Below are 26,349 nucleotides of genomic sequence, written 5' to 3' on the forward strand. Positions count from 1 at the left end.
CGGCTTGCCCCGGACGGATGCGTCGCGTCGTCTCCCGGCTGCGTTGCTTTGGCGTCCCCGTCTGTCTGCTGCGATGCGAGTGCTTCGGGACGCACCTGTCCGACATCAAGCAAGGCGTGAGCCATCTGCCGCGATGCCGCGCGCAGCAAGGGGCCGCGCGAGGGAAACGAATACGGCATGCGCTGCGCCGGCGTGTTTTGATTCACTGACGAATCAGCATGCGCGCGTGGCATCCGACCCCGCACGGTCGGTCGAGCATCGAGCGCGGCGCCCCGGCCGGCCAACCGGCTGATACCACCTTCCCGGGTGCGGCTTGCGATGCCGGTCCGTCGCATGTCGTTCGGCGTGCGCGTGTCGGCCGGGCGGTCGCGACGCGCTGCTTTCACATGAGACGAATGGACCGGACTCCGATGTATTTGCCGGTTTCCGGTCTGCGTTACACATTCGCAACATTTCCCGCTCCACGATTCGTGTGATGCAAGGCGGTGTCGGGCGTCGACGAAATCCTGCGCGCGCGACGGCGGTCGACGCCCGCGTGCGGGCCGCGCACTGCACAGACGAAAGTGGCGAAGCGAGGCGACGCAACGCGTGTCGAAAGGTCGACGCGATCCGCTGCGTCACGGCCGCGCGACATGCATGCGCGATTCGTCGGACGGCGTCGTCAGACGGATCGCGCGCGCGTCCGGGCGTTTATCGTTGTCGCGTCGATCCGGCGATGCGGGTGTCCGTAGCAGTTGTGAAACATTCCGTCACGCACCGTCCGCGGGCAAGGGTCGCGGAGCGAAGCGGGCCGCGACGCGAGCCGGCTGGTTTGAATATTGCTGGTGTGGGAGGACGTAACGCTCGACACAGCGAGGAACGACTCATGACGTGATTGATCCAGTGCAACGGGATGCCCGTAGTACGACGATTCGTGTGGCCGGAACCGCGCGGACGAAGCGGTGCGCTCGCCCCGCCACACCGCCGCATGTCGATCGCGTGCGAGTACGGGATGCGCCGCCCGAATACATGCTTCGCGCCGCGTGCGGGATCGCCGGGCGCGAAGCGGCTAAACGAGGATAACGATGAAGAAGATCTTGCTTGTGTTCGGGACTCGGCCGGAGGCCATCAAGATGGCGCCGCTGGTGCGTGCGCTGAAGGCGCAGACGGATGTCGACGCCCGGGTGTGCGTGACCGCGCAGCATCGGGAAATGCTCGACCAGGTGCTGACGCTGTTCGACATCAAGCCCGACTACGATCTCAACCTGATGCGGCAAGGCCAGACGCTGACCGACGTGACGACCGGGATTCTTCAGGCGATCGGCATCGTCTTCGACGATTTTCGGCCGGACGTCGTGCTGGTGCACGGCGATACGACGACCACGCTCGCGGTGAGCCTGGCCGCGTTCTATCGCTATCTGCCGGTCGGTCACGTGGAGGCCGGCCTGCGCAGCGGCGACATCTGGTCGCCGTGGCCGGAGGAGCTGAATCGCCGCGTGACCGACGCGGTGTCGTCGTGGCATTTCGCACCGACCGGGCAGGCCCGCGACAACCTGCTGAGCGAGGGCGTGCCGGGCGGGGCGGTCTCGCTGACCGGCAACACCGTGATCGATGCATTGCACGAGGTCAAGCGCATGCTTGATCGCACCGCCTCGCTGTCGGACAAGATCGCCGCATACTTCCCGTTTCTCGAACCGTCGCGGCGTGTCGTGCTGATCACCGGCCATCGCCGCGAAAGTTTCGGCGAACCGTTCCGGCACTTCTGCGACGCGCTGTGCACGCTGGCGAACCGCTATCGCGATGCGCAGTTCGTCTATCCGCTGCACCTGAACCCGAACGTGCAGGAGCCGGCGCGCGCGCGGCTCGGCGGCGTGCCCAACATCTACCTGATCGAGCCGCAGGAATACCTGTCGTTCGTATTCCTGATGTCGCGCGCGCATTTCATCATCACGGATTCGGGCGGCATTCAAGAAGAAGGGCCGGCGCTCGGCAAGCCGGTGCTCGTCACGCGCGAGACGACCGAGCGGCCCGAAGCGATTCAGGCCGGCACCGCGCGGCTCGTCGGCACCGATCAGGACCGGATCGTGTGGGAGGCGTCGCGTCTGTTCGACAGCGAGAGCGCGTACGAGGAAATGTCGCGCGCGAGCAATCCGTACGGCGACGGCCATGCGAGCGAGCGGATCGTTCACGCGCTGATGCGTACGCCCGGCGTGCCCACGAAGACGACCAGCTTCTCGATGGGCGCCGTGGAGATGCCGTTCAACGCGCTCACGCTCGGGTTGCAGGCGCTGCGCTCGCCGTGAGGAAGATCGTGCCGTAGCGCGTTGCGGCGCGTTCGCCGTAGACATCAAGCATCCGGTCCGGCCGCGAGGTCGGCCGGATGTTTGCCTATGCGCGACCGGAACGCACGCATCCGATGCACTCGAAAGCTCCTCCAATGACACGCCCGTTCCCTGGCCGTGCCTTGTCCCCCTTGCCTGAAACGCCCGAATCGCCGCGATCCGACGTCGAATCCGAAATGGTTCGATAATGCGGGCGGCGATCCATGCGGACGCGCGCCGGCCGGCGCGAAGGGGAAAGGCTGCGCAGGCAACCGGCCGGCGGCATCGTTCGCAGCATCCGCCCGACCGTGCCTGCACGCGATACGGTCGACGAAACGGCGCCACGCCTGCCTGATCGTTCGGAATGTGCGCCGCGCCGTTCGAAACCCCACTCGTTGCCCGCCCGGCGGGCATCGCAACCAGGAGGTGAACGATGATCACGCTGACCGTCAACGGTAGCGAGCAGCACTTCGACGGCAATCCCGATATGCCGTTGCTCTGGTATCTGCGCGATGTGCTCGGCCACACCGGCACCAAGTTCGGCTGCGGGATGGCGCTATGCGGTGCGTGCACCGTGCATCTCGACGGCGTCGCGATCCGCGCGTGCGTCACGCCGGTCGCGGCGGCGGCGTCCAGGCGCGTGACGACGATCGAGGGGCTGTCGACCGATCTCACGCACCCGTTGCAGCAGGCGTGGCAGGAACTGAACGTCGCGCAATGCGGCTACTGCCAGTCCGGGCAGATCATGCAGGCCGCGTCGCTGCTGAAGACGAATCCCCATCCGACCGACGCCGACATCGACGATGCGATGTCCGGCAATATCTGCCGCTGCGGCACCTATACGCGCATTCGCGCGGCGATCCGGCTGGCCGTGCGTCGCGGAGGTGACGCATGAGTGCGCCCGAACTCTCCGTCCACAACGAAAGCCGCCGCGCGCTGCTGCTCGGCTTCGCCTCGGGCGGGCTGCTGCTCGCGTTCGGCGTGCCGTCGCTCGCGCAGGCGGCCGCGCCGGTGCAGCCGCCCGTCAGCGCGAATCCGCAATATGGCGGCGCGGGAATGCCGCACGGCTTGCGCGACGATCCGAACCTGTTCGTTGCGATCGCACCTGATGGCACCGTCACGGTGACCTGCATCCGCTCCGAGATGGGCCAGGGCGTACGCACGAGCGTCGCGCTCGTGGTCGCCGACGAGCTGGGCGCGGACTGGTCGCGCGTGAAGGTCGCGCAAGCGGTCGGCGACGAGCCGCGCTACGGCAACCAGAACACCGACGGTTCGCGCAGCCTGCGCCAGAGCTTCGCCGCGCTGCGCCGTGCGGGGGCCGCCGCGCGCACGATGCTCGCGCAGGCCGCGGCAGCGACGTGGGGCGTCGATGTGCGCCACGTGAAGGTGGCGGTGCACGAGGTCGTCGACACGCAAAGCGGGCGCAAGCTCGGCTTCGGCGAACTGGCCGCGAAGGCAGCCGCGCTGCCGGTGCCCGATACGAAAAGCGTGGCGTTGAAGGCGCCGACAGAATTCCGCTACATCGGCAAGGGCAAGACGGCGCTGATCGACGGACGCGACATCGTCGGCGGCCGCGCGCGGTACGGAATCGATACGCGGCTCGACGGCATGCTGTATGCGGTCGTCGCGCGCCCGCCGGCGTACGGCGACACGGTCGCGTCGTTCGATGCATCGGCCGCCGAGAAGCTGCCGGGTGTCGTCAAGGTCGTGCAACTGGCGTCGACGCCGCTGCCGTCCGGCTTCCAGCCGCTCGGCGGCGTGGCCGTCATTGCGCGCGATACGTGGACGGCCATCCAGGCCCGCGCGCAGTTGAAGATCGACTGGAAGCGCGGCCCGCATGCGGGCTACGACTCGGCCGCGTATCGCAAGACGCTCGAAGCGGCCGCCGCGCAGCCGGGCGACGTGATCCGCAACGACGGCGATGCGGCGGCCGCACTCGCAGGCGCCGCGAAGCGCGTGCGCGCGACGTACTACGTTCCTCATCTGGCACACGCGACGATGGAGCCGCCCGCGGCGGTGGCGCGGGTGGCCGACGGCCGCTGCGAAGTGTGGACTTGCACGCAGGCGCCGCAGACCACGCGCGACGAGATCGCGAAGGCGCTCGGCGTGCCGACCGAGCGCGTGACGGTCAACGTGACGTTGCTCGGCGGCGGCTTCGGCCGCAAGTCGAAGCCCGATTACGTGGTGGAAGCCGCGCTGCTGTCGAAGGCGGCCGGCGTGCCCGTGAAGCTGACGTTCACGCGCGAGGACGACATCGCGCACGACTACTTCCACGCGGTGTCGCTCGAAGCGTTCGACGGCGGGATCGATGCGGCGGGGAAGGTCGTCGCGTGGCAGCATCGCACGGTCGCGCCGTCGATCCAGTCGACGTTCCGCGCCGGCGTCGTGCACGAGCAGCCGGGCGAGCTCGCGCAAGGTATCGCGGATCTGCCGTTCGCGATTCCGAACGTGCGGATCGAGAATCCGGCCGCGCAAGCGCACACGCGAATCGGCTGGTTCCGCTCGGTGTACAACATCCCGCATGCGTTCGGCATCCAGAGTTTCGTGTCGGAACTCGCGCATGCGGCCGGCCGCGATCCGAAGGATTTCCTGCTCGACCTGATCGGGCCCGCGCGGCGTTTCGAGCCGCACATCACGGTGAAAAACGTGAACTACGGCGAGGATCCCGCGCTGTATCCGGTCGATACGGGCCGGCTGCGGCGCGTGATCGAGACGGTCGCGCGCGAAGCCGGCTGGGGGCGCAAGCTGCCGAAGGGGCACGGGCTCGGGATCGCCGCGCATCGCAGCTTCGTGTCGTACACGGCGGCGGTGTGCGAGGTGCAGGTCGATGCGGACGGCAGGATCTCGGTGCCGCGCGTCGACATCGCGATCGACTGCGGGCCGCAGGTCAATCCGGAACGGGTGCGCTCGCAGCTCGAGGGCGCGGTCGTGATGGGGCTGGGCATCGCGCTGCATGGCGAGATCACGTTCAAGGACGGGCACCCCGAGCAGAGTAACTTCAACGGCTTCCAGGTGCTGCGGATGAACGAGGCGCCGCGCGAAATCCGCGTGCATCTCGTCGCGCCGGACGACTACGCGACGCCGCTCGGCGGCGTCGGCGAACCGGGCCTGCCGCCCGTCGCGCCGGCGCTGACCAACGCGATCTTCGCGGCGACCGGCACCCGCATCCGCAGCCTGCCGGTTGCCGATCAGCTCGCGAAACCGCAGGCGGGCTGACGCGACAGCCGTCCCGCGCCGGGCCGCATCGTGCGGCCCGGCCGACTTCCCGTATAGGTGGACCGACCGGCGTGCGCATCGTTGTTGTTTGCGAACGACCGTGCTAAATTCCTGCCAGCACTTGGAGCCACGCAACCCTTCATTAGGCCGACACGGCCGGCACCCCGGGAGGCAGCACGATGAGCCTGTTGATGTCGCGACGCGATCTTGCGTTCCTGCTGTATGACTGGCTCGACGCCGAAGCGCTCGTCGCGCTGCCGCGCTACGCGGAGCACAGTCGCGAAACCTTCGACGCGGTGCTCGACACCAGCGAGCGGATTGCGGAAGACCTGTTCGCGCCGCACGCGGCGCGCGGCGATCGCGAGGAGCCGCGGTTCGACGGCGAGCGCGTGACGCTGATCCCGGAAGTCGAACCGGCCGTGCGCGCGTTCGCGGGCGCCGGGCTGATCGCCGCGGGGCACGACGAAGCGCTCGGCGGCATGCGCTTGCCGAAACTGGTCGAAGCCGCGTCGTTCCTGTTCTTCCAGGCCGCGAACATCGCGACGGCCGCGTATCCGTTCCTGACCGTCGCCAATGCGAACCTGCTCGTCGCGCACGGCAGCGCCGCGCAGATCGACGCGTTCGCTCGCCCGGAACTCGAAGGGCGTTTCCTCGGCACGATGTGCCTGTCCGAACCGCAGGCCGGCTCGTCGCTGTCCGACATCGCGACGCGCGCCGATTTCGAATGCGATTCGCCGCTCGGCCCGCGCTACCGGCTGACCGGCAACAAGATGTGGATTTCCGGCGGCGAGCACGAACTGGCCGAGAATATCGTCCATCTGGTGCTCGCGAAGATCCCCGACGAACACGGCCGGCTGCAGCCCGGCACGCGCGGCATCTCGCTGTTCATCGTGCCGAAGTTCCTGACGGGCGCCGATGGCGGCGCGAGCGGCGAGCGCAACGACGTCGTGCTCGCCGGGCTGAACCACAAGATGGGTTATCGCGGCACGACCAACTGCTTGCTGAATTTCGGCGAAGGCACGCGGTATCGGCCGGAAGGGTGTGCGGGCGCGATCGGTTATCTGATCGGCAAACCGAATCAAGGCCTGGCCTACATGTTCCACATGATGAACGAGGCGCGTATCGGGGTCGGTGCGGGCGCGGTGGCGCTCGGCTACACCGGCTATCTGCATGCGCTCGACTATGCGCGCAACCGTCCGCAAGGGCGCCCGCTCGGGCCGGCCGGCAAGGATGCGGCCGCGCCGCAGGCGCCGATCGTCGACCATCCGGACGTGCGGCGCATGCTGCTCGCGCAGAAGGCGTATGTCGAGGGCGGCCTCGCGTTGATCCTGTATTGCGCGAAACGCGTCGACGAAGCGCGTGCGCACGACGATACGGCGGTGCGCGCCGATGCCGCGCGGCTGCTCGATATCCTGACGCCGATCGCGAAAAGCTGGCCGTCGCAGTGGTGTCTTGCCGCGAACGATCTTGCGATCCAGGTGCACGGCGGCTACGGCTACACGCGCGACTACGCGGTCGAGCGTCTTTATCGCGACAATCGCCTGAATCCGATTCACGAAGGCACGCACGGCATCCAGGCGCTCGATCTGCTCGGCCGCAAGGTCGTGCAGGACGACGGCGCGTCGCTGCGCGCACTCGATGCGCGCGTTGGCGCGACCGTCGAACGCGCGCGAGCGCTGGATGCCGGCACGCGCGAGCACGCCGATGCGTTGGCGCGGCGTTGGGCGCGGCTGGGCGACGTCACGCATCGGTTGAGCGCGATCGGCGATCCGCGGACGCGGCTCGCGAACGCGAGCGTGTATCTCGAAGCGTTCGGCCATCTCGTCGTCGCCTGGCTGTGGCTCGACGTGACGCTCGCCGCGCACGGGCGCGACGGCGATTTCCACGACGGCAAGCGCGCGGCGGCCCGGTACTTTTTCCGCTGGGAACTGCCGAAGGTCGATGCGCAGCTCGACCTGCTGTCGAGCGTCGACACGACGACGCTCGACATGCGCGACGCGTGGTTCTGACCGTGCCTTCAACGACCTTCCGGAATACTGACGATGTGGCCGATGCCGTTGGGCGTCGCATACGCGTCGTGAGCCGGCCGCGCGGGGGGATCCCGCATACCGTACCGATGCCCGGCCACGCCGCGCAAGGAGAAAGAAGCGCATGAAAGCCCTGTTGTGTACCGCATTCGGCCCGATCGACCGCTTGCGCATCGAGGACGTCGCGATTCCCGAACCGGCTGCCGGGCAAGTCCGGATCCAGGTGAAGGCGGCGTCGCTGAACTTCCCCGACGCGCTGATCGTCCAGGGGCTGTATCAGGTGAAACCGGTGCTGCCGTTTTCGCCGGGCGCCGAGTTCGCCGGCGTGATCGACGCGGTCGGCGAGGGCGTCACTGCATGGCGACCCGGCGATTCGGTGATGGCGTTTACCGGCCACGGCGGGTTTGCGGAACAGTGCGTGGCCGACGCGCACCAGCTCGCCGCGCTGCCGCCGGGCATGACGTTCGAGCAGGGCGCGGCGCTCGTGCTCGCCTACGGCACGTCGCTGCACGCGTTGCAGCAGCGTGCGCGCCTGCAGGCGGGCGAGACGTTGCTCGTGCTGGGCGCGGCCGGTGGCGTCGGGATCGCCGCGATCGAGATCGCGAAAGCGCTCGGCGCGCGCGTGATCGCGGCGGCGTCGAGCGCGGACAAGCTCGCGCTGTGCCGCGAAGCGGGCGCCGACGAGACGATCGACTATGCGACCGAAGACCTGCGCCGCCGCGTCGACGAACTGACCGGCGGGCGCGGCGCCGACGTCGTCTACGATCCGGTGGGCGGCGCATACAGCGAGGCGGCGCTGCGTGCGACCGCGTGGCGCGGCCGGTTCCTCGTGGTCGGCTTCGCGGCCGGCGAGATTCCGAAGCTCGCGCTGAACCTCGCGCTGCTGAAGGAGCGCGACATACTCGGCGTGTTTTGGGGCGATGCGGTGCGCCGCGATCCGGCGCAACATGCAGCGAACATGCGGCTGCTCGCCGAATGGTTCGCGGCCGGCAAGGTGCGGCCCGCGATCACCGAACGCGTGCCGCTGGACGGCGCGGCCGACGCGATCGCGCGTATGGCGAACCGGCAGGTGAAAGGCAAGGTGGTGATTTTTCCGGATGCGTGATCCGGGTTCGCCGCGCGGCGCTGCGACGCAGGCCGCGCGGCCTGGGCTTCATGAGAGCGGGCGCGGTGCGATCTGGTGTGAAGGCGTCGCGCCCGGTTAGTCTGGCGCACGATGCCGAGCGGCGCTGAAGCGAACGCCGCCCGCCATTCGTCAGCGGCTTCAATCCTTGGGCAAACGCAGCGTGTCGAGTGCGTGCTGCGAAAACTCGACCCAGAACCGTTCGTTGGCGATGCCGGCCTGCAGCACCAGATGCTGCAGGCGCTTCGTGCGTGAATCGTCAGCGGCCGAATCGCCGTCCGCCGGATCGCCGGCCGCCAAAAAATCACGCGCCTCGATCTGCAGATACAAATCCAGCTTTTCCTGATGCAGCGCGATGCGCCGCCGGATCTCGTCCTCGAGGCCGGCCGGCCCGAGCACGGCTTCCGCGCGTAGGCGCACCATCAATGCCTCGCGCAGCGGCGTCGGATCTTCCGGTTCGGCGATCCAGCGGCGCAGTTCCTTCTTGCCGGCCGGCAGGATCCGGTACGCACGCTTGCGGCCGCGACCGGATTCGGCGGGCAGCGATTCGATCCAGCCCATCTCTTCGAGACGCCCGAGTTCGCGATAGATCTGCTGGTGCGTCGCCTGCCAGAAATAGCCGATCGAGCGATCGAAACGGTCGGCGAGCTCGGACCCCGAACCGGGGCGTTCGGCGAGGGCGGTAAGAAGCGCGTGAGGCAGGGACATGTCGGATCGAAGGAGGCTGCGCAGTGAACCGCATCTTGCCATATCGGGGCCGCGGCACAAGCGACAGAGGGCCGTTTATGCAACATGTTGCATAAACGGAATCGACGCGCTACCATTCGTGCAACTTGTTGCATAAAAGATGGAGACGCCCCGATGACCTCCCGTTATCCGCATTTGACGACCCCGCTCGAACTCGGCTTCACGTCGCTCAGGAATCGCGTGTTGATGGGGTCGATGCACGTCGGCCTCGAGGAAGCGCCGAACGGCTTCGAGCGGATGGCCGCTTTCTATGCGGAGCGTGCGCGGGGCGAGGCAGGCCTGATCGTCACGGGCGGATTCGCGCCGAACGAGCGCGGCCGTCCGGCGCCGGGCGGCGCGATGCTGACGACCGAAGCGGAAGCCGAACGCCATCGTGTCGTGACGCGCGCGGTGCACGCGGAGGGCGGCAGGATCGCATTGCAGATCCTGCATTTCGGGCGCTATGCGTATCACCCGGCGCTCGCCGCGCCCAGCGCGCTGAAGGCGCCGATCAACCGGTTCACGCCGCACGCATTGACGAGCGACGAGGTCGACGAGACGATCGCCGATTTCGTGCGATGTGCGGCGCTCGCGCAGCATGCGGGCTACGACGGCGTCGAGATCATGGGGTCCGAGGGTTACCTGATCAACGAATTCATCGCCGCGCGCACGAACCATCGCGACGATGCGTGGGGCGGCGCGTACGAGAACCGCATTCGTTTCGCGGTCGAGATCGTGCGGCGCGTGCGCGAGCGTGTCGGCGCGAACTTCATCGTCGTCTACCGGCTGTCGATGCTCGATCTCGTCGAAGGCGGCTCGACGCTCGACGAGGTGATCCGGCTCGCGCAGGCGATCGAAGCGGCCGGCGCGACGATCCTCAATACCGGCATCGGCTGGCACGAGGCGCGCATTCCGACCATCGCGACCAAGGTGCCGCGCGCCGCGTATGCGTGGGTGACGCGGCAATTGATGGGCAAGGTCCGCATCCCGCTCGTCGCGACCAACCGGATCAACACGCCGGAAGTCGCCGAGCAACTGCTCGCCGACGGCTATTGCGACATGGTGTCGATGGCGCGGCCGTTCCTCGCCGATGCCGAGTTCGTCCGCAAGGCGCGGGAAGGGCGCGCGGACGAAATCAACACGTGCATCGGCTGCAACCAGGCATGCCTCGACCATACGTTCAGCGGCCGGATCACGTCGTGTCTCGTGAATCCGCGTGCGTGTCATGAAACCGAGCTCGTGATCCAGCCGGCGCCGCGGCGCAAGCGGATCGCGGTGGTCGGCGCGGGGCCGGCGGGCCTCGGCTTCGCGGTCACGGCGGCCGAACGCGGTCACGCGGTCACGCTGTACGAAGCCGGCGCCGAGATCGGCGGCCAGTTCAATATCGCGAAGAAGGTGCCCGGCAAGGAAGAGTTCAACGAGACGCTGCGCTATTTCCGCCGGCAGATCGAACTGCGCGGCATCGCGCTGCACGTCAATACGCGTGCGACCGCCGAGATGCTGTTGCAGGGTGCATTCGACGAAGTGGTGATCGCGACGGGCATCGTGCCGCGCACGCCGCCGATCGACGGCATCGGGCATCCGAAGGCGCTCGGCTATCTCGACGTGCTGCGCGACGACAAGGCCGTCGGTCGCCACGTCGCGATCGTCGGCGCGGGCGGGATCGGCTTCGACGTCGCCGAGTATCTCGTTCATCGCGACGGCGGCGAGCAGGTCGATGCGGACCGGTTCTTCAGCGTATGGGGCGTCGACCGGTCGTATGCGAATGCGGGCGGCCTGGGCGAAGCGCGGCCCGAACCGGCGGCGCGGCACGTGCATCTGCTGCAGCGCAAGGCGTCGAAAGTCGGCGACGGGCTCGGCAAGACCACGGGATGGATTCACCGCACGGCGCTGAAGGCGCGCGGCGTCGGGATGTCGTCGTCGGTCACGTACCGGCGCATCGACGACGACGGCTTCCACGTGACGATCGACGGCGTCGAGCAGACGCTGCCGGTGGACAACGTGGTGATCTGCGCGGGGCAGGAGCCGTCGCGCGAGCTGGCGGAGCAACTGCAGGCCGCCGGATGCCGCGTGCATCTGATCGGCGGCGCGGACGAGGCTGCCGAACTCGATGCGAAGCGCGCGATTCACCAGGGCACGACGCTGGCCGCGACCCTTTGATACCGATTCGTTTCCATTCGATCCAACAACGTTACCGGAGACTGCGATGACGCACTCACCGCTGAAGGTTCATCCCGCCGTCGCGAAATCGCTCGACGCATGGCATGCGATGGTCGAACGCAAGGATTTCGGCGCGCTGGAATCGATCGTCCATCCGGACGCCGTGTTCCGTTCGCCGATGGCGTTCAAGCCGTACGGGCCGGCGCCGGCGCTGCTGATGGCGCTGCGCACGGTGATCACCCTCCTCGAGAATTTCACGTATCACCGCCAGTTCGCGGCCGACGACGGCAAGAGCGTCGTGCTGGAATTCGGCGCGACCATCGGCGACAAGGCGCTGAAGGGGATCGACATGATCCGCTTCGACGACGACGGGAAGATCGTCGAGTTTGAGGTGATGATCCGGCCGTTCAATGCGCTGCAGGCGCTCGGCGCGGAAATGGGCGCGCGGCTCGGGCAGCAGTTGCCGGCGTTCAAGACCGGCGGTTGAGCGGGGTGGCGGCTGGCGTGCAACCGGCTTGCGGCCGCGTGCCTGGCTTGGCGCGTGAGGTCGTGCGCGGCTTCGACGAGGCGCGGCAAGCGCGCGCGATGCAGGCGCTCATGCGTTCATGGCGCCCAACGAGCCGCGGCCGACAATCCGTGGGAGCAGTTGGGTTGCCCGCCCTAGACGCGCGGAGCAGCTACTCGAGCTGTCGAAATCCCGACGGATCAAGTTGATATATTGTATCATCTGACGTTTTCGTCGCCGGTCGGCCGGGTGCCCGGGCCGCTCGCGTGCGACGACATCCAACGAAGATCGATACGACGTGACGAGAATCGGACACACCCCGGCGCGCGGGGAGCGGCGCCATGCGGCGCGGCGCCGGAACGCGAGCGCCTGGCGCACGCGCGCGGCACGCGGTTGCACGACCCTGGTCGGCTGCGCGATCGCCACCACCGGCGCGCTGGCCGCCGAAGCCGCCGCATCGTCGCCGGACGACCGGCACGCGCTGCCGGCGATCAACGTCACGGCTTCGTCCGCCCAGGCCGACCCGCTGACGCAACCGCTCGAAACGGGCTCGCGGCTCGGGCTCGCGAGCCTCGACACGCCCGCGAGCGTCGAAGCGGTCACGGCCGACACGATCGACGCACGCGGCGATCGCACGGTGCTCGATGCGGTCACGCGCACCGCCGGCGTCGCGAGCGCGATCGCGCCGGGCACCGGCGGCACCGCGTTGAGCGTGCGCGGCTTCAGCGGGCAGGAATCGGTGATGACGCTGCTCGACGGCGTGCGGCTGATGCCCGCGGCCGGCACGAGCACGTTTCCGTTCGACACGTGGTCGGTCGAGCGCATCGAGGTGCTGCGCGGCCCGGCATCGGTGCTGTACGGCGAAGGGGCGATCGGCGGGGTCGTGAACGTGGTGCCGAAACGGCCGCAGCGCACGCGCGAGACGGCGCTGCAGGCCGGCGTCGGCCCCGACGGCGCGAAGCGCTTCGCGTTCGATACGACGGGCGCGCTCGGCCCGCGGCTGTCGTACCGCTTCTATGCGAGCGATGCGCGCGCGAACGGTCTCGCCGAGCGGGCCGATACGCATACGACGGCCATCGGCGGCGCGCTGACGTTCGACGTGAGCCCGCAACTCACGCTGACGCTCGACTACGACTACGGCCACCAGATGCCCGCGACGTACTATGGCGTGCCCGCGCCGAACGGCGTGCTCGATTCGTCGCTGCGCAAGCTGAACTACACGGTCGGCGATGCGACGATTTCGTACTACGACCAGTGGACGCGCCTGTCGGCGCGCTACCGGCCCGCGCCCGGCGTGACGATCGACAATCAGCTCTACTACCTGACGTCGAACCGCCACTGGCGCAACGCGGAATCGTATGCGCTCGATGCGGCGACGGGGCTCGTCACGCGCGGCGACTATCTCGACATCGGCCACCATCAGCGGCAGATCGGCGACCGGCTGAGCGCGCGCATCGACGGGATGCTGTTCGGTCGCGCGAACCGTTTCGTCATCGGCACGGAATTCAGCCAGATCACGTTCAGCGGCATCAACAATTCGCCGTACGGCGGCGAAACGACCGTACCGGCGCACGGCTTCGATCCCGGTGTCTTCACGAGCCCCGACCCGACCGTGCCGCAGTTCAGCACGCGTGCGCTGCAGGCGGCGGTATTCGCGGAGAACCGGCTCGACGTGCTGCCGCGGCTCGCGTGGGTGAGCGGCCTGCGCTACGACCACATCGCGTTCAGCCGCGAGCAGGCGGCGAGCGGCGCGGGCTTCGACAAGCGGTTCGCGAACGTCGGCTGGCGCACCGGTTTCGTGTTCGAGATCGCGCCGACGTTCAGCGCGTATGCGCAGTACACGACGGGCGCGGAGGGCGTCGGCTCGCTCGTGACGCTGTCCGCGTCGCAGGCGGGCTACCGGCTCGCGACCGGCGAACAGTGGGAAGCCGGGCTCAAGCAGACGCTGCTCGACGGTCGTGCTTACTGGACGTTCGCGCTGTACGACATCGTGAAGCGCAACCTGCTCAGCACCGATCCGTTCAATCCGGCGCTGCGCCGGCAGGTCGGCCGGCAATCGTCGCGCGGCGTCGAGCTGACCGGCGGCGCGCGGCTGCCGCACGGCTGGACGATCGATGCGAACGTCGCGCTGCTGCGCGCCCGCTACGACGCGTTCAACCAGACGGCCGGCGGCGCGACGGTGTCGCGGGACGGCAACGTGCCGTCCGGCGTGCCGCAGCAGACCGCGAACCTGTGGTTCGGCTGGGCGTTCGCTGAGCGCTGGCACGCGAATGCGGGTGTGCGTTACGTCGGCGCGACCTACGGCGACGACGCGAATCGCGTGCGGGTGCCGTCGTATACGGTGTTCGATGCGTCGCTGCGCTGGCGGCCGACGTCGCGCACCGAGCTCGCGATGTATCTGCGCAATCTCGCGAACCGCACGTACGCGGTGACGACGTCGAACGGCGGCGAGCAATGGCTGCTCGGCCCGTCGCGCTCGGCGGAGCTCGTCGCGACGATGCGCTTCTAGGGCGATACGGCATGCGTCCCGTCACCCACATGCTCGACATCGAACGCGTGAGCTGGTCTCCCGGTGGCGCGATCACCGTGCTCGATTCGGTGACGTTGAGCGTGGCGGAGGGCGAGTTCGTCGGGCTGGTCGGCCCGAACGGCAGCGGCAAGACGAGCCTGCTGCGCTGCGTGTTCCGCTACGCGCGCCCCGACGCGGGCCGCGTCGCGCTCGATGCGCAGGACGTGTGGCGCATGCGGCCGCGTGCGGTCGCGCAGCGCATCGCGGTGCTGCAGCAGGAGACGCCGGACGATTTCGGGCTGACGGTCGACGAACTGGTCGGCATGGGCCGCACGCCGCACAAGCGGCCGTTCGATGCGGAGTCGGCCGACGATCGCCGGATCGTCGACTCCGCGCTGCACGATGTCGGCCTCGTCGAGCGCCGCGCACAGCGCTTCGCGTCGCTGTCGGGCGGCGAGAAGCAGCGCGCGCTGCTGGCGCGCGCGCTCGCGCAGCAGCCCGAACTGCTGTTGCTCGACGAACCGACCAACCATCTCGACCTGCGTCACCAACTCGAACTGCTCGCGCGCGTGCGCCGCCTCGGCATCGCGACGCTCGCGACGATTCACGACCTCAATCTCGCGGCCGCGTATTGCGACCGCCTCCATGTGCTCGCGCACGGCCGCGTCGTCGCGTCCGGCGTGCCGGACGACGTGCTGACCGAAGCGCTGCTGCGCGACGTGTTCGGCGTCGCCGCGCTCGTCGATCGCCATCCCGTCACGCGCCGCCCGCGCATCACGCCGCTTCATCCGGAATGACCGCCATGCCGTTTCCTGTCCTGTCCTCCGTCTCCCGCCGTCTGGTCGCCGCTGCCGTGCTCGGCGGCGCGTCCGTTCACGCGCTCGCCTATCCGGTCACCGTGCGCAGTTGCGATCGCGACGTGACGTTCGAGCGCGCGCCGACGCGCGCGGTGAGCAACGACGTGAACCTCACCGAGATGATGCTCGCGCTCGGCCTGAAGGATCGTCTCGTCGGCTATACGGGCATCGGCGGCTGGAAGACGGGCACCGCACGCGTGCGCGACGCGTTGCGCGGCGTGCCCGAACTGGCGAGCCAGTATCCGTCGCTGGAAGTGCTGGCCGCCGCGCGCGCCGACTTCTATCTCGCGGGCTGGAACTACGGGATGCGTGTCGGCGGGCCGGTGACGCCCGCGACGCTCGCGCCGTTCGGCATCCGCACGTACGAACTGACCGAATCGTGCTCGCACGTGATGAAGCAGTCGGCCGCCTCGTTCGACGACGTGTTCCGCGACCTGACCAATCTCGGCCGGATCTTCGGCGTCGATGCGCGCGCCGCGCAGGTCGTCGCCGGGATGCGCGCGCGTCTCGCGGCGGTGTCGCGCGCGATCGGGCGTCCGGCGCCGCTGCGCGTGTTCGTGTACGACAGCGGCACCGACAAGCCGATGACCGCCGGCGGGCTCGCGATGCCGACCGCGTTGCTCGCGGCGGCGGGCGCGCGCAACGTGATGGACGACCTGCCGCGCAGCTGGACGCAGGTGAGCTGGGAAAGCGTGGTCGCGCGCGATCCGCAGGTGATCGTGATCGTCGACTATTCGGCGGTGACGGCCGCGCAGAAGCAGCAGTTCCTGTCGAGCCAGCCGGCGCTCGCGCGCGTGGCCGCGATCCGCGACCGGCGCTTCGTCGTGATTCCGTACGATGCGGCGACGCCGGGCCCCGAGAACGTCGCGGCCGTCGAGACGCTCGCCCGCGCGCTGTATCCGGCCGCATTTGCGGCGGCGGCACGATGAGCGTGCGCGGGCAGGCGGCGCGGCCCGGCATGCGCGTGGTGCTGCCGGGGCTGGCCGTGCTGCTGATCGTGTCGATCGTCGTGTCGGCTGCGTTCGGCCCCGCGCCGATCGCGATGCCGGCCGCGGTGCGGATCGTCGCCGCGCACGTCGCGTCGGCGTTCGGCGGCGCCGACGCGTTCGCGGCCGCCGCGGGCGACGACAGCATCGTGTGGCTGATCCGGATGCCGCGCGCGCTGCTGGCCGCGATCGTCGGCGCGACGCTGGCGGCGGTCGGCGTCGCGTTGCAGGCGGCGACCGCGAACCGCCTGGCCGATCCGCACCTGCTCGGCGTGAGCGCGGGCGCGATGCTCGGCGCGATCGCGGTCACGGTGGTGGCCGGCGCCGCGTTCGGCCCGTTCACGCTGTCGGCCGCCGCATTCGCGGGCGCGCTTGCGGCTACCGCATGCGTGGTCGCGCTCGCTTACCGGAGCGGCCGGCTCGAATCGGACCGGCTGCTGCTCGCGGGCGTGTCGGTGTCGTTCATGATGGCCGCGTTCGGCAACCTGCTGCTGTATCTCGGCGACCAGCGCGCCGCGTCGTCGGTGCTGTTCTGGATGCTCGGTGGCGTCGGGCTCGCGCGCTGGGATCTGCTGCCGGTGCCGGCCGTATGCGCGGTGCTTGCCGGCTGCGCGCTCTATGCGCGCCGGCGCGAACTGAATGCGCTGATGTCGGGCGACGTCGCCGCTGCGTCGCTCGGCGTGCCGAGCGCGAGGATGCGGCGCGAGGTGTTCGTCGTCGCGTCGTTCGCGACGGGCGCGATGGTCGCGGTCAGCGGCGCGATCGGCTTCGTCGGGCTCGTGACGCCGCATCTGTGCCGTCGCATGGTCGGTGCCGAGCACGGCCGGCTGCTGCCGGTCGCCGCGCTGGCGGGCGCGATCCTGCTCGTGTGGGCCGATGTCGCCGCGCGCACGCTCGCGGCGCCGGAGGATCTGCCGATCGGCATCGTGACCGCGTTGTTCGGCAGCCTGTTCTTCGTCGCGCTGCTGCGCCGGCGCTGAGCGAAGGCACGCTCGGGCGAGGGCGGGCCGGGACGCGCCGCCCGTCTCATCGAAGCGGAATGACCGTACCCGTCCCCGTGCCGCTGAGGCGGCGCGCATCGGCATGTGGGGTCGCCGCGTCCTGCGCGACGTCGAAGCGCTTGTTCGGCAGCGCGCGCACGGGCAGCGTGATCACGAAGCGCGCGCCGCCGAGCGGCGAATCCTCGAGCCGCACGTCGCCGCCGTGCACCTGCGCGACGCGCCGCACGATCGCGAGCCCGAGCCCGAAGCCGCCGGTCTGCCGGTCGCGGCTCGAATCCAGCCGCTGGAACGGCTCGAACACGCGGGCGCGCTCGGCGGCCGGAATGCCGGGGCCGTCGTCGTCGACCGTCAGCACGAGCGCGCCGGACCGGTCGCGCGTGGCGGCCAGTACGACCTTGCGCGACGCATAGCGCGCGCCGTTGCGGATCAGGTTCAGCAGCGCGCGGGCGACGAGCTTCGGATCGCACACGTGGGTCGCGGGCGCGTCGAGCGTCGACACGTCGAGCGCGATGCCGCGATCGGCGATGTCGTCCGCGACGTTGCCGGCGACGCTGTCGATCAGCGCGTCGACGACGACCTCCATCGGCGCGAGCTCGCTCGCTCCCTGTTCGAGCCGGCCGATCGTCAGCAGCTCGGTGACGAGCTCGTCGAGTTCGCGCACGTCGCGCCGCAGCGCGTCGCGGCGTTCGCGCATCCGGCCTGTTTCGTCGGCGTCGGCGAGCAGCGCGAGCCCGAATTCGAGCCGGGCGAGCGGCGTTTTCAGTTCATGCGAGATGCCGTGCATCATTTCGCGCTGCTGCTTGATCGACGCCTCGATGCGCGCGGCCATGTCGTTGAACTGCTGCGACAACTCGTAGATGTTCGACTTGCCCGACACCTTCACGCGCGTCGACAGCATCCCGGCGCCGAACGCGCGCGCGGCGTCCTGCAGCCGGCGAATGTCGCGCCAGTGATAGTGAATCCACAGCACCACCGCGAACAGCGTCGCGAGCGCGAGCAGCATGTACGCATAGATGCGGATGTCGAGGTCCGGCGCCTCGATCGGGCGCGCATGCAGCACCGAGCCGTCCGCGAGCGGCATGTAGTAATCCTTGCCGTTGTAGCTGATCGCGATCCTGCCGGCATCGAGATCGCGCAGCGGCGCGCCGCTCAGTTGCGCGCGTGCGTCGGCCATCGACATGAAGCCGAACCCTTCGCGGCCGTGCAGCGCGAGCTCTCGCAATGCGAGCGCGCGCTGCGCGCCCGGATGGCGTTCGAGGTAGTCGTTGAGCACGAACGAATAGGTCGTCAGCGAGTCGCGTTGCGCCTGCGCGCCGCGCTCGTAGAAGATCCGGTCGAACGACAGCTGGATGAAGATGATCGACGCGCCGACGAACAGGATCACGACGAGGTACAACCGAAGCAGCGGGCGCAGCATTTATTCGTCCCACGCGGAAGGGCTGAACAGGTAGCCGCGACCCCAGATCGTCTTGATCTTGTGCGGCTCCGACGACGCATCCTCGAAGCGGCGGCGCAGCTTCGAGATGCCTGAGTCGACCGAGCGGTCGAGCCCGTCGAATTCGATCCCGCGCAACTGCTTCAGGATGTCGTCGCGGCTCAGCACGGTGCCGGCCGCGCGCGCGAGGATCAGCAGCAGGTTGAATTCGGCGGTCTTCAGCTCGACCGGCTCGCCGCGCCACGTGACGGTGCGGTTCGGCGGCGAAATGGCGAGCTCGCCGAATACGAGCGCGTCGGGCGCGACCGCGGGCGCTTGCGCCGCGGCCGGCTGCGCGCGGCGCAACAGCGCGCGAGCACGTGCGACGAGCACGCGCGGCTCGATCGGCTTCGTCACGTAGTCGTCGGCGCCCGTCTCGAGGCCGGCGACCTGGTCGTATACGTCCGCCCGTGCGGTCAGGATCAGCACGGGGACGTTGGTGAACGCGCGGATGCGCCGGCAGACTTCCATGCCGTCGAGATTCGGCAGCATCAGGTCGAGTATCACGAGGGCCGGCTGGTGCTCGCGCACCGCGGCGACGGCGAGGTCGCCGCGCCGCACGACCGTCACCGCGAATTCATAGCCGTCGAGGTATTCGCGGACGAGCTGCGCGAGGCGATCATCGTCCTCGATCAGCAGCACGCGGTATTTGAGTGGAACTTCGTTCATGGTCTCCCCGGATGCACGCGCCATCTCGCACCCGGCAGACCGATGCGCGCGCGGCACGCGAATTCTATCCGGCGGATCGACCGCCGGGGCAACGGGGCGACAATCGCGAACAATCGAACACAATTGCGCACACATTCGCCGCACATTCAGGACAGTCTCGGCGCGGGGCGGCACCTAGACTGCGGGCTTCGTCACTCATATCTCGATATTGTGCGCCCCTCCCTTCGCCGCTACCGCTATTGCATGCCGCTCGCCGGCCTGACCCTCGCCGCCGCCGCCCACGCGGAAAACCAGTATTCGTTGTCGCTCGGCGGCGGGTTCGCACCGCGCTACCAGGGCAGCAAACAGTATCGCGGTGTCGTTGCGCCGTCGTTTTCCGCCACGTTCGGCAATGGCTTCTTCGTCGACAGCACGCAGGGCGCCGGCTACCGGCTGGACCTGCCGCACGGGGCGTTCGTGTCGGCGGCGGTGAACTACGACGCGGGCCGCGCGGACGAGAACCGCTTCGACCTGCCGGGCTCCGACTACCTGAAGGGGATGGGCCGGATTCCGGGCTCGGTGCTCGTCGGCGTGCGCGCCGGCGTCACGCTCTTCAACGCGGCGGAACTGAGCGTCACGATCGATACGCCGGCGACGCACACGTCGCGCGGCGTGGCGGGGCACGTGGATCTCGCGGTGCCGGTGCTCAAGACGTCGCAGCACGAGATCATCGTGACGGGCACCGTGCACGCGGGCTCGGGACGCTACATGCAGACCTTCTACGGCGTGACCGACGCGCAGTCGATGACGAGCCGGTTCCGGCCGTATTCGGTGAGCGGCGGGATCGACAGCGCGTCGATGGCGATTGCATGGAACTGGACGCTGTCGCGGCACTGGTCGGTGCTCGCGAGCGGCGGCGTGACGCGACTGCTGGGCCGCGCGGGCGACAGCCCGATCGTGCAGTCGCGCAGCAACTACTACGGCATCGCGGGCGTGACGTACACGTTCTGAGCGCATTGCCGACGCGGGCCGGTGCGCGCGGCGCGCACACGATGCGTCGGCGTCGCGCCGTCGCGGCGAACCGCGTGCGGTAACATGCGGGCGGGTTCGGCGTCAGGCCGGGCCTGCGACGCAGGGGCGCCGAGGCGGCTCGGCCGGGTCGCGAAAGGCCGCCATGCGCGGGCCGGCTCGGCAGGAAGCGGCCGGCAGCGTGCGGAATCGATCATGCATGCGATGCCCGGTCTTGCACGAATGCCGCACGGGGACCGCCGGGCCGCTTCAGGGAGAAACCGATGAAGAATACGATCGCGATGCTCGTTGCACTCGTTGCGGGTGCAACCTTTGCAGGATGTGCGGACATGGACACGAAGCACCGTAACGCCACCGCCGGCGGCGCGGCGAGGGCCCCTTTGCAGTCCGGCGGCGCGCAGGTATGCAAGGCGGACGCCACGCCGGACGATGCGCTGGTTGGCAAGACCGAGGCCGATGCGGCCGCGCTGCTCGACGGCTGCCTGTGGCGCGTGCTCGAGCGCGACGGGAAATCGTTGCCGGGCACGATGGATTACCGGGAGGAGCGCCGCAATCTCGGCATTCGCGACGGGAAAGTGATCTGGGTGCGGCGCGGGTGAGGCATCCGGCCGCCGACGAAAATCCGTTGCGGCTCGTGCGGCCTCCGCGAGTGCGGTTAGTGCGGGCATGCACGTCGCGCGGCCGATCGTCGGCAGCACGCGTCGCGATTCATCGCCGCGGGCCGCGGTATCGGCGGCCGCGGCGCCCGGGCGCCTCGATACCGGAGTAGACCGCGGCTCGCGCGACGCGTGACGCGCCGCGCTGGCTGGCGCGTCACGCGTCGACCGCTCCGGATTGCGGCACCGATGCCGTGGTGTCGACCGTCATCGCCGGCGTGACGAGCATCACGCCACGTGCGAGCGGGTCGCTGACCGATGCCGCAAATACCGCTTGTCCTTCCTCTGTCGCGCGATCGGCGGCGACGGCCAGCGCAGCGAGCGCGAGCGCCGCGCCGCTTGCCCCGTTGGCGAGCCCGAGGTGGCGGCCGCGCTCGGCGGCATCATCGCCCCAGATCTGCTCGCCGGCCGTCACGACTTCGGTGCGACGGCTGCTGCGTTGATCGGCGTCGGTGACGAATCCGGATGCCGACAGGTCGGGGCGTAACGTCGACAAGCGCGTACCCGCCGCCGCAAGCAACTGTTCGAGCGTCGTCGCTTCGGCCTTGCCGTGATCGGCGGAACCCGCGCGGTGCGCGGCCGCGAGCCGGTGGATCGACGGGACGGACATCGCATTCGGTGTGTCGGGATGGCCGAGCAGCAATGCACATGCGCCTTCGCCGGGCATCACGCCGTTCGGCCGATCCCGGCCGTAGAGCCGGCCCGCGCGATCGAGCGCGTCGACTGCGTCCTGGCTTGCGGTGGAGTCGAACGCGAGGACGACGTGCAACTCGCCGGACGGTTGCAGGTGCAACGCCTGGATCAGTTCGTCGACCACTGCCCATGCTTGTACGGGATCGGCGACCGTGCGCAGTTGCGCATGGACGATGCCCGGCGCGACGGCTTCCCGCGCCGCGTGTGCATCGAGCCATGCGGCGAGCGTGGCGGCGACCGGTTGCCAGCGTTCCGGCATCAGCAGATGGAGCCTGAGCGGCGGCGCGTCGGCGGCCGCGCCGGACAACACGGCATGACGCTCGCGCAATTCGTCGAGTGCGTCGGCGGCCAACAGCAGCCCGCGCCAATGCTCGTCCTGCAGCGTTTCCCGCGCGTCGGGCGCAAGCAGGCTTGTATCGAACCGGTCGAGCGACACCGATTCGACGGTGCTCGCGAATACGCCGGTTCCGTCCGGGCGTTGCAGTTCGGGATGAAGCGCGACGGAACGCTCTTCCCGGGCCGCCGCATCGATGTCTGCGGTCGTCGCCCCCGTCGGCAGCCTCACGCTGCTGTCGAGCAGCAGGGCCGACCACGTGTGCGACGTCGGATCCTGCGCGGCAGAGGCGTCCGCCGATGCGGGCGAACCCGGCGGTGCGGTGGCCGCGAGCGCCGGATGCGGGCCGAGCCCCCGGCGCAGCCATGCCACGCAGACGGCGAGGGCCGCCGGCAGCACGAGCCCGCACAGCACCAACTCCCGGGTGGTGGGCGCATGCCGGGTCGTTTTCCACCAGACGAACACGGCGATCCACACCGCGACGAACAGCGCGGCGACGAATGCGGTCTTGCGCAATCGCATGATCATTTCCGTCGATTCTCCCCGTGACTTGCGGCGTCGTATATCAATTGCCGTCGCCGCCCGCCGTCCGGCTGGCGACCAGTACGGCGCCGCAGGCCGTCTTGTAGCCATCGCGCGCGACGCCTTCGCCCTGCACGATCATCGTGTCGTCGCCGTCGACGATGTAATTCGGGCCGTGGATCGGACACGTCACCGTGTCGTTGCGGCGCGCGATGCCGCGGCCGTCGACCGACGACAGCGTGGACGCGCTGGTCACGGTGCCGCCATGGCTGTGCTTGTCCCCAAGGACGATGAAGGGTTTGGTCATCCGGATAGGCCTCCTGGCTGGAATCATCGACGATGCATCGCGGCTTCGCCGCCGGGTGCGGGAGAGAGTCGCGTCTATCATCGACAACGTTTTTCGAATCGATTTCGGCTGAATGGGGTATTTATCACCTTTCGGTAATAATTGCTTTTTTCGATTCGGCCGTAATGTAGCTTTCGAACCGAAGGCCGTCATTATCGGGCGTGACGCCCGCACGTCAAGGGCTGCATTTTAAATCTAGGTCCGTTTGCCTATGGCGAAGCCCAACGGCGTAATCTAGAATAGTAAGCTTTGAATAGGGGGGCGCATCACCCGATCCAACTGGCGCACGTTCAGCCAGACAGCGGGCGGTGTCGCGGGGCTCCCGCGCGTGACGCGCCGGTTCGGCATGGCGCGCGCGCCATGCCGGCAATCGTGCATCATCCCGTGTTCGTCGCAGCAATATCCATTTAAAAACGTCAGATCCTGAGAGAGCGGGGCCGCATGAGCGTCATCACGGAATTTGCGTCTCTTTTTGGCGCATTCAATCGCCTGTATTCGCTGGACGGAGCGGGCGCGCTTGCCGCATTTCAAATCGAGCGCTGGACCGGCCGCGAATCGCTCTCCGATCTCTTCGAATGGAACGTCGATGCACTGTCGACGGATCCTGCACTGGATCTCGACGCGATGCTCGGGCAGCGTGTTGCGATTCGCACCACGCTCGCGAACGGCACGACGACGCTGCGCAGCGGTCTCGTCGCCGAGGCCGAGTGCCGGGGTTACGACGCAGGTCTCGCTCGCTACCATCTCCGGGTCGTGCCGTGGCTCGCCGCGCTCACGCATGCGCGCGACGAGCGAACCTTCGTGAACCAGACGCTTGCCGACGTGCTCGACACGGTGTTCGCACCGTACGCCGGGATCGCGCGGTGGCGCCTCACGCCGGATGCCAGCCGGCGTCTCGATGCGCTGGGCCCCGCTGCGTATCGCGTGCAGTACCGCACCCATACACACTACGAATTCGTCCAACATCTGCTGGCCGAGGCCGGCCTCGGCTTCTGTTTCGTCGAAGACGAGGACGCGCCTGCCGGGCACGCGATGCTGGTCTTCGACGACAGCGCGCAACTGGCCGAGGACGATACGTCCGCGCGACGCGGCGGCGTGCCGCGCCGCTCGAGCGGGACGGCGACCGGCACCGACGACGTGATCCTCGGGATCGGGCAGTCGTTGTCGCTGACCGCCGATCGCATCACGCTGATCAGCAGCGACTATCGCGTGAACCGGGCGACTACCGCGAGTACGACGCTCGGCCGGCCGGACGGCGCGCGCGAGCTCTACGACGACGTCGGGCCGGAGGCGTTCGACAGCTTGCGCGAAGCGGAAGATACGGTGCGGCGCCAGGCCGATGCGATCGTGTCGCGCGCCAGTTTCTGGACCGGCTACGGCACGCTGCGCACGGCGCGCGCAGGACGGGCGTTGAAACTCGTCGATGCCGGCTGGCAGCCCGTGCGCGGCGCCGCGGCGCCCGCGGATTTTCTGCTGACGCGCGTCGAGCACGTCGGGATCAACAATCTGCCGTCGACCGTCATGGAAGCCATCGAACGGCAACTCGGGCCATTGCCGGCGGCGGCGCTCGATCCGCGCGTGGTTCGACAAGCGAAGGCCGGCGGTTATGCGAACCGGTTCGATGCGGTGCCGCGAACGCAGGTCTGGCGGCCCACGCTGGCCGACGGAACCGGGCAGCGACTCAATCCGGTGCCGACGGCGCTCGGCGCGCAGACGGCGATCGTTGTCGGGCCGGCCGGCGACGCACGGCCCGGTTCGACGGGACCGGTGCATGCCGATGCGCAGGGGCGGTTGCGCGTTCGCTTCCACTGGCAGGCGCAGGACGACGCGGGTACGTATCCGACGCGCGCCATACAACGGCTCGCGAGCGATGGGCATGGCCTTCAGCAGGTGCCGCGCATCGGCCATGAAGTCCTCGTGCAGTTTCACCACGGGCTGATCCACCGGCCGATCGTGCTCGGCGGCCTGTTCAATGGCCGCGGCGAAGGCGGCGAGTCGCCTTCGCCGGGCGGGGCGGCCGGCAAGCCGCTCGACGCGTCGATCTACACGCAGGCAGGCGATCATGCGCCGAGCGCGCAGGGCAATCTGGCAAGCGGGCTGAGCCCCGCGTGGCATGGCGCCGGCGGCGGCACGGATCGCCACAATCACGCCGGCGCGCTGTCGGGCTTCAAGAGCCAGGGTTTCGACGGGCAAGGCCACAACCAGCTCGTCGCCGACGATTCCGACGGCATGGGGCGCTTGCAGATGGCGACCACGCACGCGGCCACGCAATTGAACCTCGGTCATCTGCGTCATCAGGCGGACAACTATCTCGGCAGTTTTCGTGGCCAGGGCGTCGAATTGCGCTCGGACGCGTACGGTGCGATGCGTGCGACGCGCGGCCTGCTGGTGTCGAGCTATGCGCCCGCCGGTGCCGCGCAGCCGGCGGGCGATGCGTCCGCGCTGCAGGCGCTGCTCGCGCGGCACACCGCCTTGGTTCGGCGATTCGACCAGACGGCCGATACGCATGGGACGCTGCCGTTCGCCGCGCAGCGCGGCGTGGAGCAGGCGGGCCAGTCGTCGCTGAACGGCAGCGCCGCGCCGCTCGATGCGCTTGCGCAGAGCTTCGCGACGACGGTCGGCGCGAACGGTTACACGCAGGCGTCGGCCGACGCCGCACGGCGATCGACGGGCAACGCATTGCCGCACACGGGCGACGCCGTGCTCGGCATTGAGGCACGGGGCGGGCACGGGCTGGTTGCAGGGCAGGCGCTGCAATGGGCGGCCGGCGAAACGCTGTCGCTCGGCAGCGGCGGCGACTTCAATCTCGCCGCTGCGCAGCAACTGCGTATTCACAGCGGGCAGGGCATCGGCTGGCTGGCCGGCGCGAGCCATGCAGAGGGTGTCGGCATCGGCATGATCGCCGGCAAGGACGGCCTGACGCTGCAGGCGCAGCGCGACGTGCTGGGCCTGCGCGCGCGCGACGATCTGAAGCTCGCGTCCGCGAGCGCGGACGTCGAGATCGCCGCGAAGAAGACCGTGCATCTCGCGGTGAGCGGGGGAGCGCACGTGACGATCGAAGGGGGCGACGTCACATTCGGTTGCCCCGGCAAATTCGTCGTGTATGCCGCGCAACATGCATTCGTCGGCCCCGATCAACTGAATACGCCGTTGCCGCAGTTTCCCGAGAAGGTCTGTGTCGAATGCCTGCTGCACGCGATGCAGTCGGGCAGCGCACTCGCGGGCAAGGCGATCTGA

At 69.0% G+C, this 26,349-nt stretch carries 19 protein-coding genes; 14 read left to right on the forward strand and 5 right to left on the reverse strand.

The window, feature by feature from the left end; translation table 11 throughout:
* The first annotated feature begins 1,064 nt into the window (after positions 1–1,064).
* The 5 genes from wecB to CFB89_RS06425 all read left to right on the forward strand — a co-directional run bounded on the left by wecB (position 1,065) and on the right by CFB89_RS06425 (position 8,648).
* Positions 1,065–2,282, forward strand: a complete 1,218-nt coding sequence (wecB, locus tag CFB89_RS06405) for a non-hydrolyzing UDP-N-acetylglucosamine 2-epimerase (RefSeq protein WP_089467169.1) — start codon at positions 1,065–1,067, stop codon at positions 2,280–2,282.
* Positions 2,283–2,733: 451 nt separating this feature from the next.
* Positions 2,734–3,195 (forward strand): (2Fe-2S)-binding protein, encoded by a 462-nt coding sequence (locus CFB89_RS06410; protein ID WP_089467170.1) that lies wholly within the window; start codon positions 2,734–2,736, stop codon positions 3,193–3,195.
* The gene (locus tag CFB89_RS06415; protein WP_089467171.1) at positions 3,192–5,516 is read left to right on the forward strand and encodes a xanthine dehydrogenase family protein molybdopterin-binding subunit; all 2,325 of its coding nucleotides are present in this window, start codon (positions 3,192–3,194) and stop codon (positions 5,514–5,516) included. Before CFB89_RS06410 ends, CFB89_RS06415 begins: the two co-directional genes overlap by 4 nt.
* A gap of 179 nt (positions 5,517–5,695) precedes the next feature.
* Complete coding sequence (locus CFB89_RS06420; RefSeq protein WP_089467172.1) at positions 5,696–7,525, forward strand: acyl-CoA dehydrogenase; 1,830 nt, start codon at positions 5,696–5,698, stop codon at positions 7,523–7,525.
* Between the two features lie 142 nt (positions 7,526–7,667).
* A complete protein-coding gene (locus CFB89_RS06425; RefSeq protein WP_089467173.1) occupies positions 7,668–8,648 on the forward strand; it encodes an NADPH:quinone oxidoreductase family protein in 981 nt (326 codons plus the stop codon).
* Between the two features lie 159 nt (positions 8,649–8,807).
* Here CFB89_RS06425 and CFB89_RS06430 read toward each other — a convergent pair whose 3' ends face one another.
* Positions 8,808–9,374, reverse strand: a complete 567-nt coding sequence (locus CFB89_RS06430) for a PadR family transcriptional regulator (RefSeq protein ID WP_179233382.1) — start codon at positions 9,372–9,374, stop codon at positions 8,808–8,810.
* 153 nt (positions 9,375–9,527) lie between these two features.
* Between CFB89_RS06430 and CFB89_RS06435 the strand changes: the two genes are divergently transcribed.
* The 6 genes from CFB89_RS06435 to CFB89_RS06460 all read left to right on the forward strand — a co-directional run bounded on the left by CFB89_RS06435 (position 9,528) and on the right by CFB89_RS06460 (position 17,389).
* Positions 9,528–11,552: an FAD-dependent oxidoreductase gene (locus tag CFB89_RS06435; RefSeq protein WP_089467175.1), complete on the forward strand. Its 2,025-nt coding sequence runs from the start codon at positions 9,528–9,530 to the stop codon at positions 11,550–11,552.
* A gap of 46 nt (positions 11,553–11,598) precedes the next feature.
* The gene (locus CFB89_RS06440; protein WP_089467176.1) at positions 11,599–12,039 is read left to right on the forward strand and encodes a nuclear transport factor 2 family protein; all 441 of its coding nucleotides are present in this window, start codon (positions 11,599–11,601) and stop codon (positions 12,037–12,039) included.
* 436 nt (positions 12,040–12,475) lie between these two features.
* Positions 12,476–14,566, forward strand: coding sequence for a TonB-dependent siderophore receptor (locus CFB89_RS06445; RefSeq protein WP_089467928.1), 2,091 nt, complete (start codon positions 12,476–12,478; stop codon positions 14,564–14,566).
* 11 nt (positions 14,567–14,577) lie between these two features.
* Positions 14,578–15,363: an ABC transporter ATP-binding protein gene (locus CFB89_RS06450; RefSeq protein ID WP_089467177.1), complete on the forward strand. Its 786-nt coding sequence runs from the start codon at positions 14,578–14,580 to the stop codon at positions 15,361–15,363.
* Positions 15,360–16,352, forward strand: a complete 993-nt coding sequence (locus tag CFB89_RS06455) for an ABC transporter substrate-binding protein (protein ID WP_089467178.1) — start codon at positions 15,360–15,362, stop codon at positions 16,350–16,352. The genes CFB89_RS06450 and CFB89_RS06455 overlap by 4 nt, the downstream gene beginning before the upstream one ends.
* Positions 16,349–17,389 carry an iron ABC transporter permease gene (locus tag CFB89_RS06460; RefSeq protein ID WP_089467179.1) on the forward strand — a complete coding sequence of 347 codons (1,041 nt, stop codon included), beginning with the start codon at positions 16,349–16,351 and terminating at the stop codon, positions 17,387–17,389. Before CFB89_RS06455 ends, CFB89_RS06460 begins: the two co-directional genes overlap by 4 nt.
* A gap of 46 nt (positions 17,390–17,435) precedes the next feature.
* Here CFB89_RS06460 and CFB89_RS06465 read toward each other — a convergent pair whose 3' ends face one another.
* Positions 17,436–18,827 (reverse strand): ATP-binding protein, encoded by a 1,392-nt coding sequence (locus tag CFB89_RS06465; RefSeq protein WP_089467180.1) that lies wholly within the window; start codon positions 18,825–18,827, stop codon positions 17,436–17,438.
* Positions 18,828–19,553: a response regulator gene (locus tag CFB89_RS06470; RefSeq protein WP_089467929.1), complete on the reverse strand. Its 726-nt coding sequence runs from the start codon at positions 19,551–19,553 to the stop codon at positions 18,828–18,830.
* A gap of 243 nt (positions 19,554–19,796) precedes the next feature.
* Here CFB89_RS06470 and CFB89_RS06475 point away from each other — a divergent pair, with 243 nt between their 5' ends.
* Positions 19,797–20,543 carry a MipA/OmpV family protein gene (locus tag CFB89_RS06475; RefSeq protein WP_089467181.1) on the forward strand — a complete coding sequence of 249 codons (747 nt, stop codon included), beginning with the start codon at positions 19,797–19,799 and terminating at the stop codon, positions 20,541–20,543.
* A gap of 281 nt (positions 20,544–20,824) precedes the next feature.
* Positions 20,825–21,160: a hypothetical protein gene (locus tag CFB89_RS06480; RefSeq protein ID WP_089467182.1), complete on the forward strand. Its 336-nt coding sequence runs from the start codon at positions 20,825–20,827 to the stop codon at positions 21,158–21,160.
* A gap of 214 nt (positions 21,161–21,374) precedes the next feature.
* Here CFB89_RS06480 and CFB89_RS06485 read toward each other — a convergent pair whose 3' ends face one another.
* Together CFB89_RS06485 and CFB89_RS06490 are read right to left on the reverse strand one after the other, a co-directional pair.
* Positions 21,375–22,772, reverse strand: coding sequence for a hypothetical protein (locus tag CFB89_RS06485; RefSeq protein WP_089467183.1), 1,398 nt, complete (start codon positions 22,770–22,772; stop codon positions 21,375–21,377).
* A 37-nt stretch (positions 22,773–22,809) separates the two neighbouring features.
* On the reverse strand, positions 22,810–23,073 hold the full coding sequence (locus CFB89_RS06490) for a PAAR domain-containing protein (RefSeq protein WP_089467184.1): 264 nt from the start codon (positions 23,071–23,073) through the stop codon (positions 22,810–22,812).
* A gap of 480 nt (positions 23,074–23,553) precedes the next feature.
* On the opposite strand from CFB89_RS06490, the gene CFB89_RS06495 reads away from it, so the two are divergent.
* Entirely contained in the window at positions 23,554–26,349 is a 2,796-nt protein-coding gene (locus CFB89_RS06495) for a type VI secretion system Vgr family protein (protein WP_089467185.1), read from the forward strand.

It is taken from the genome of Burkholderia sp. AU16741, from assembly GCF_002223345.1.
GTDB lineage: Bacteria > Pseudomonadota > Gammaproteobacteria > Burkholderiales > Burkholderiaceae > Burkholderia > Burkholderia sola.

Coding starts and splice junctions, on each gene's coding strand:
- CFB89_RS06460 (WP_089467179.1), top strand. CDS start 16,349: ATGAGCGTGCGCGGGCAGGCGGCGCGGCCCGGCATGCGCGTGGTGCTG.
- CFB89_RS06425 (WP_089467173.1), top strand. CDS start 7,668: ATGAAAGCCCTGTTGTGTACCGCATTCGGCCCGATCGACCGCTTGCGC.
- CFB89_RS06440 (WP_089467176.1), top strand. CDS start 11,599: ATGACGCACTCACCGCTGAAGGTTCATCCCGCCGTCGCGAAATCGCTC.
- CFB89_RS06490 (WP_089467184.1), bottom strand. CDS start 23,073: ATGACCAAACCCTTCATCGTCCTTGGGGACAAGCACAGCCATGGCGGC.
- CFB89_RS06455 (WP_089467178.1), top strand. CDS start 15,360: ATGACCGCCATGCCGTTTCCTGTCCTGTCCTCCGTCTCCCGCCGTCTG.
- CFB89_RS06495 (WP_089467185.1), top strand. CDS start 23,554: ATGAGCGTCATCACGGAATTTGCGTCTCTTTTTGGCGCATTCAATCGC.
- CFB89_RS06415 (WP_089467171.1), top strand. CDS start 3,192: ATGAGTGCGCCCGAACTCTCCGTCCACAACGAAAGCCGCCGCGCGCTG.
- CFB89_RS06450 (WP_089467177.1), top strand. CDS start 14,578: ATGCGTCCCGTCACCCACATGCTCGACATCGAACGCGTGAGCTGGTCT.
- CFB89_RS06480 (WP_089467182.1), top strand. CDS start 20,825: ATGAAGAATACGATCGCGATGCTCGTTGCACTCGTTGCGGGTGCAACC.
- CFB89_RS06485 (WP_089467183.1), bottom strand. CDS start 22,772: ATGATCATGCGATTGCGCAAGACCGCATTCGTCGCCGCGCTGTTCGTC.
- CFB89_RS06470 (WP_089467929.1), bottom strand. CDS start 19,553: ATGAACGAAGTTCCACTCAAATACCGCGTGCTGCTGATCGAGGACGAT.
- CFB89_RS06465 (WP_089467180.1), bottom strand. CDS start 18,827: ATGCTGCGCCCGCTGCTTCGGTTGTACCTCGTCGTGATCCTGTTCGTC.
- CFB89_RS06420 (WP_089467172.1), top strand. CDS start 5,696: ATGAGCCTGTTGATGTCGCGACGCGATCTTGCGTTCCTGCTGTATGAC.
- CFB89_RS06435 (WP_089467175.1), top strand. CDS start 9,528: ATGACCTCCCGTTATCCGCATTTGACGACCCCGCTCGAACTCGGCTTC.
- CFB89_RS06410 (WP_089467170.1), top strand. CDS start 2,734: ATGATCACGCTGACCGTCAACGGTAGCGAGCAGCACTTCGACGGCAAT.
- wecB (WP_089467169.1), top strand. CDS start 1,065: ATGAAGAAGATCTTGCTTGTGTTCGGGACTCGGCCGGAGGCCATCAAG.
- CFB89_RS06475 (WP_089467181.1), top strand. CDS start 19,797: ATGCCGCTCGCCGGCCTGACCCTCGCCGCCGCCGCCCACGCGGAAAAC.
- CFB89_RS06430 (WP_179233382.1), bottom strand. CDS start 9,374: ATGTCCCTGCCTCACGCGCTTCTTACCGCCCTCGCCGAACGCCCCGGT.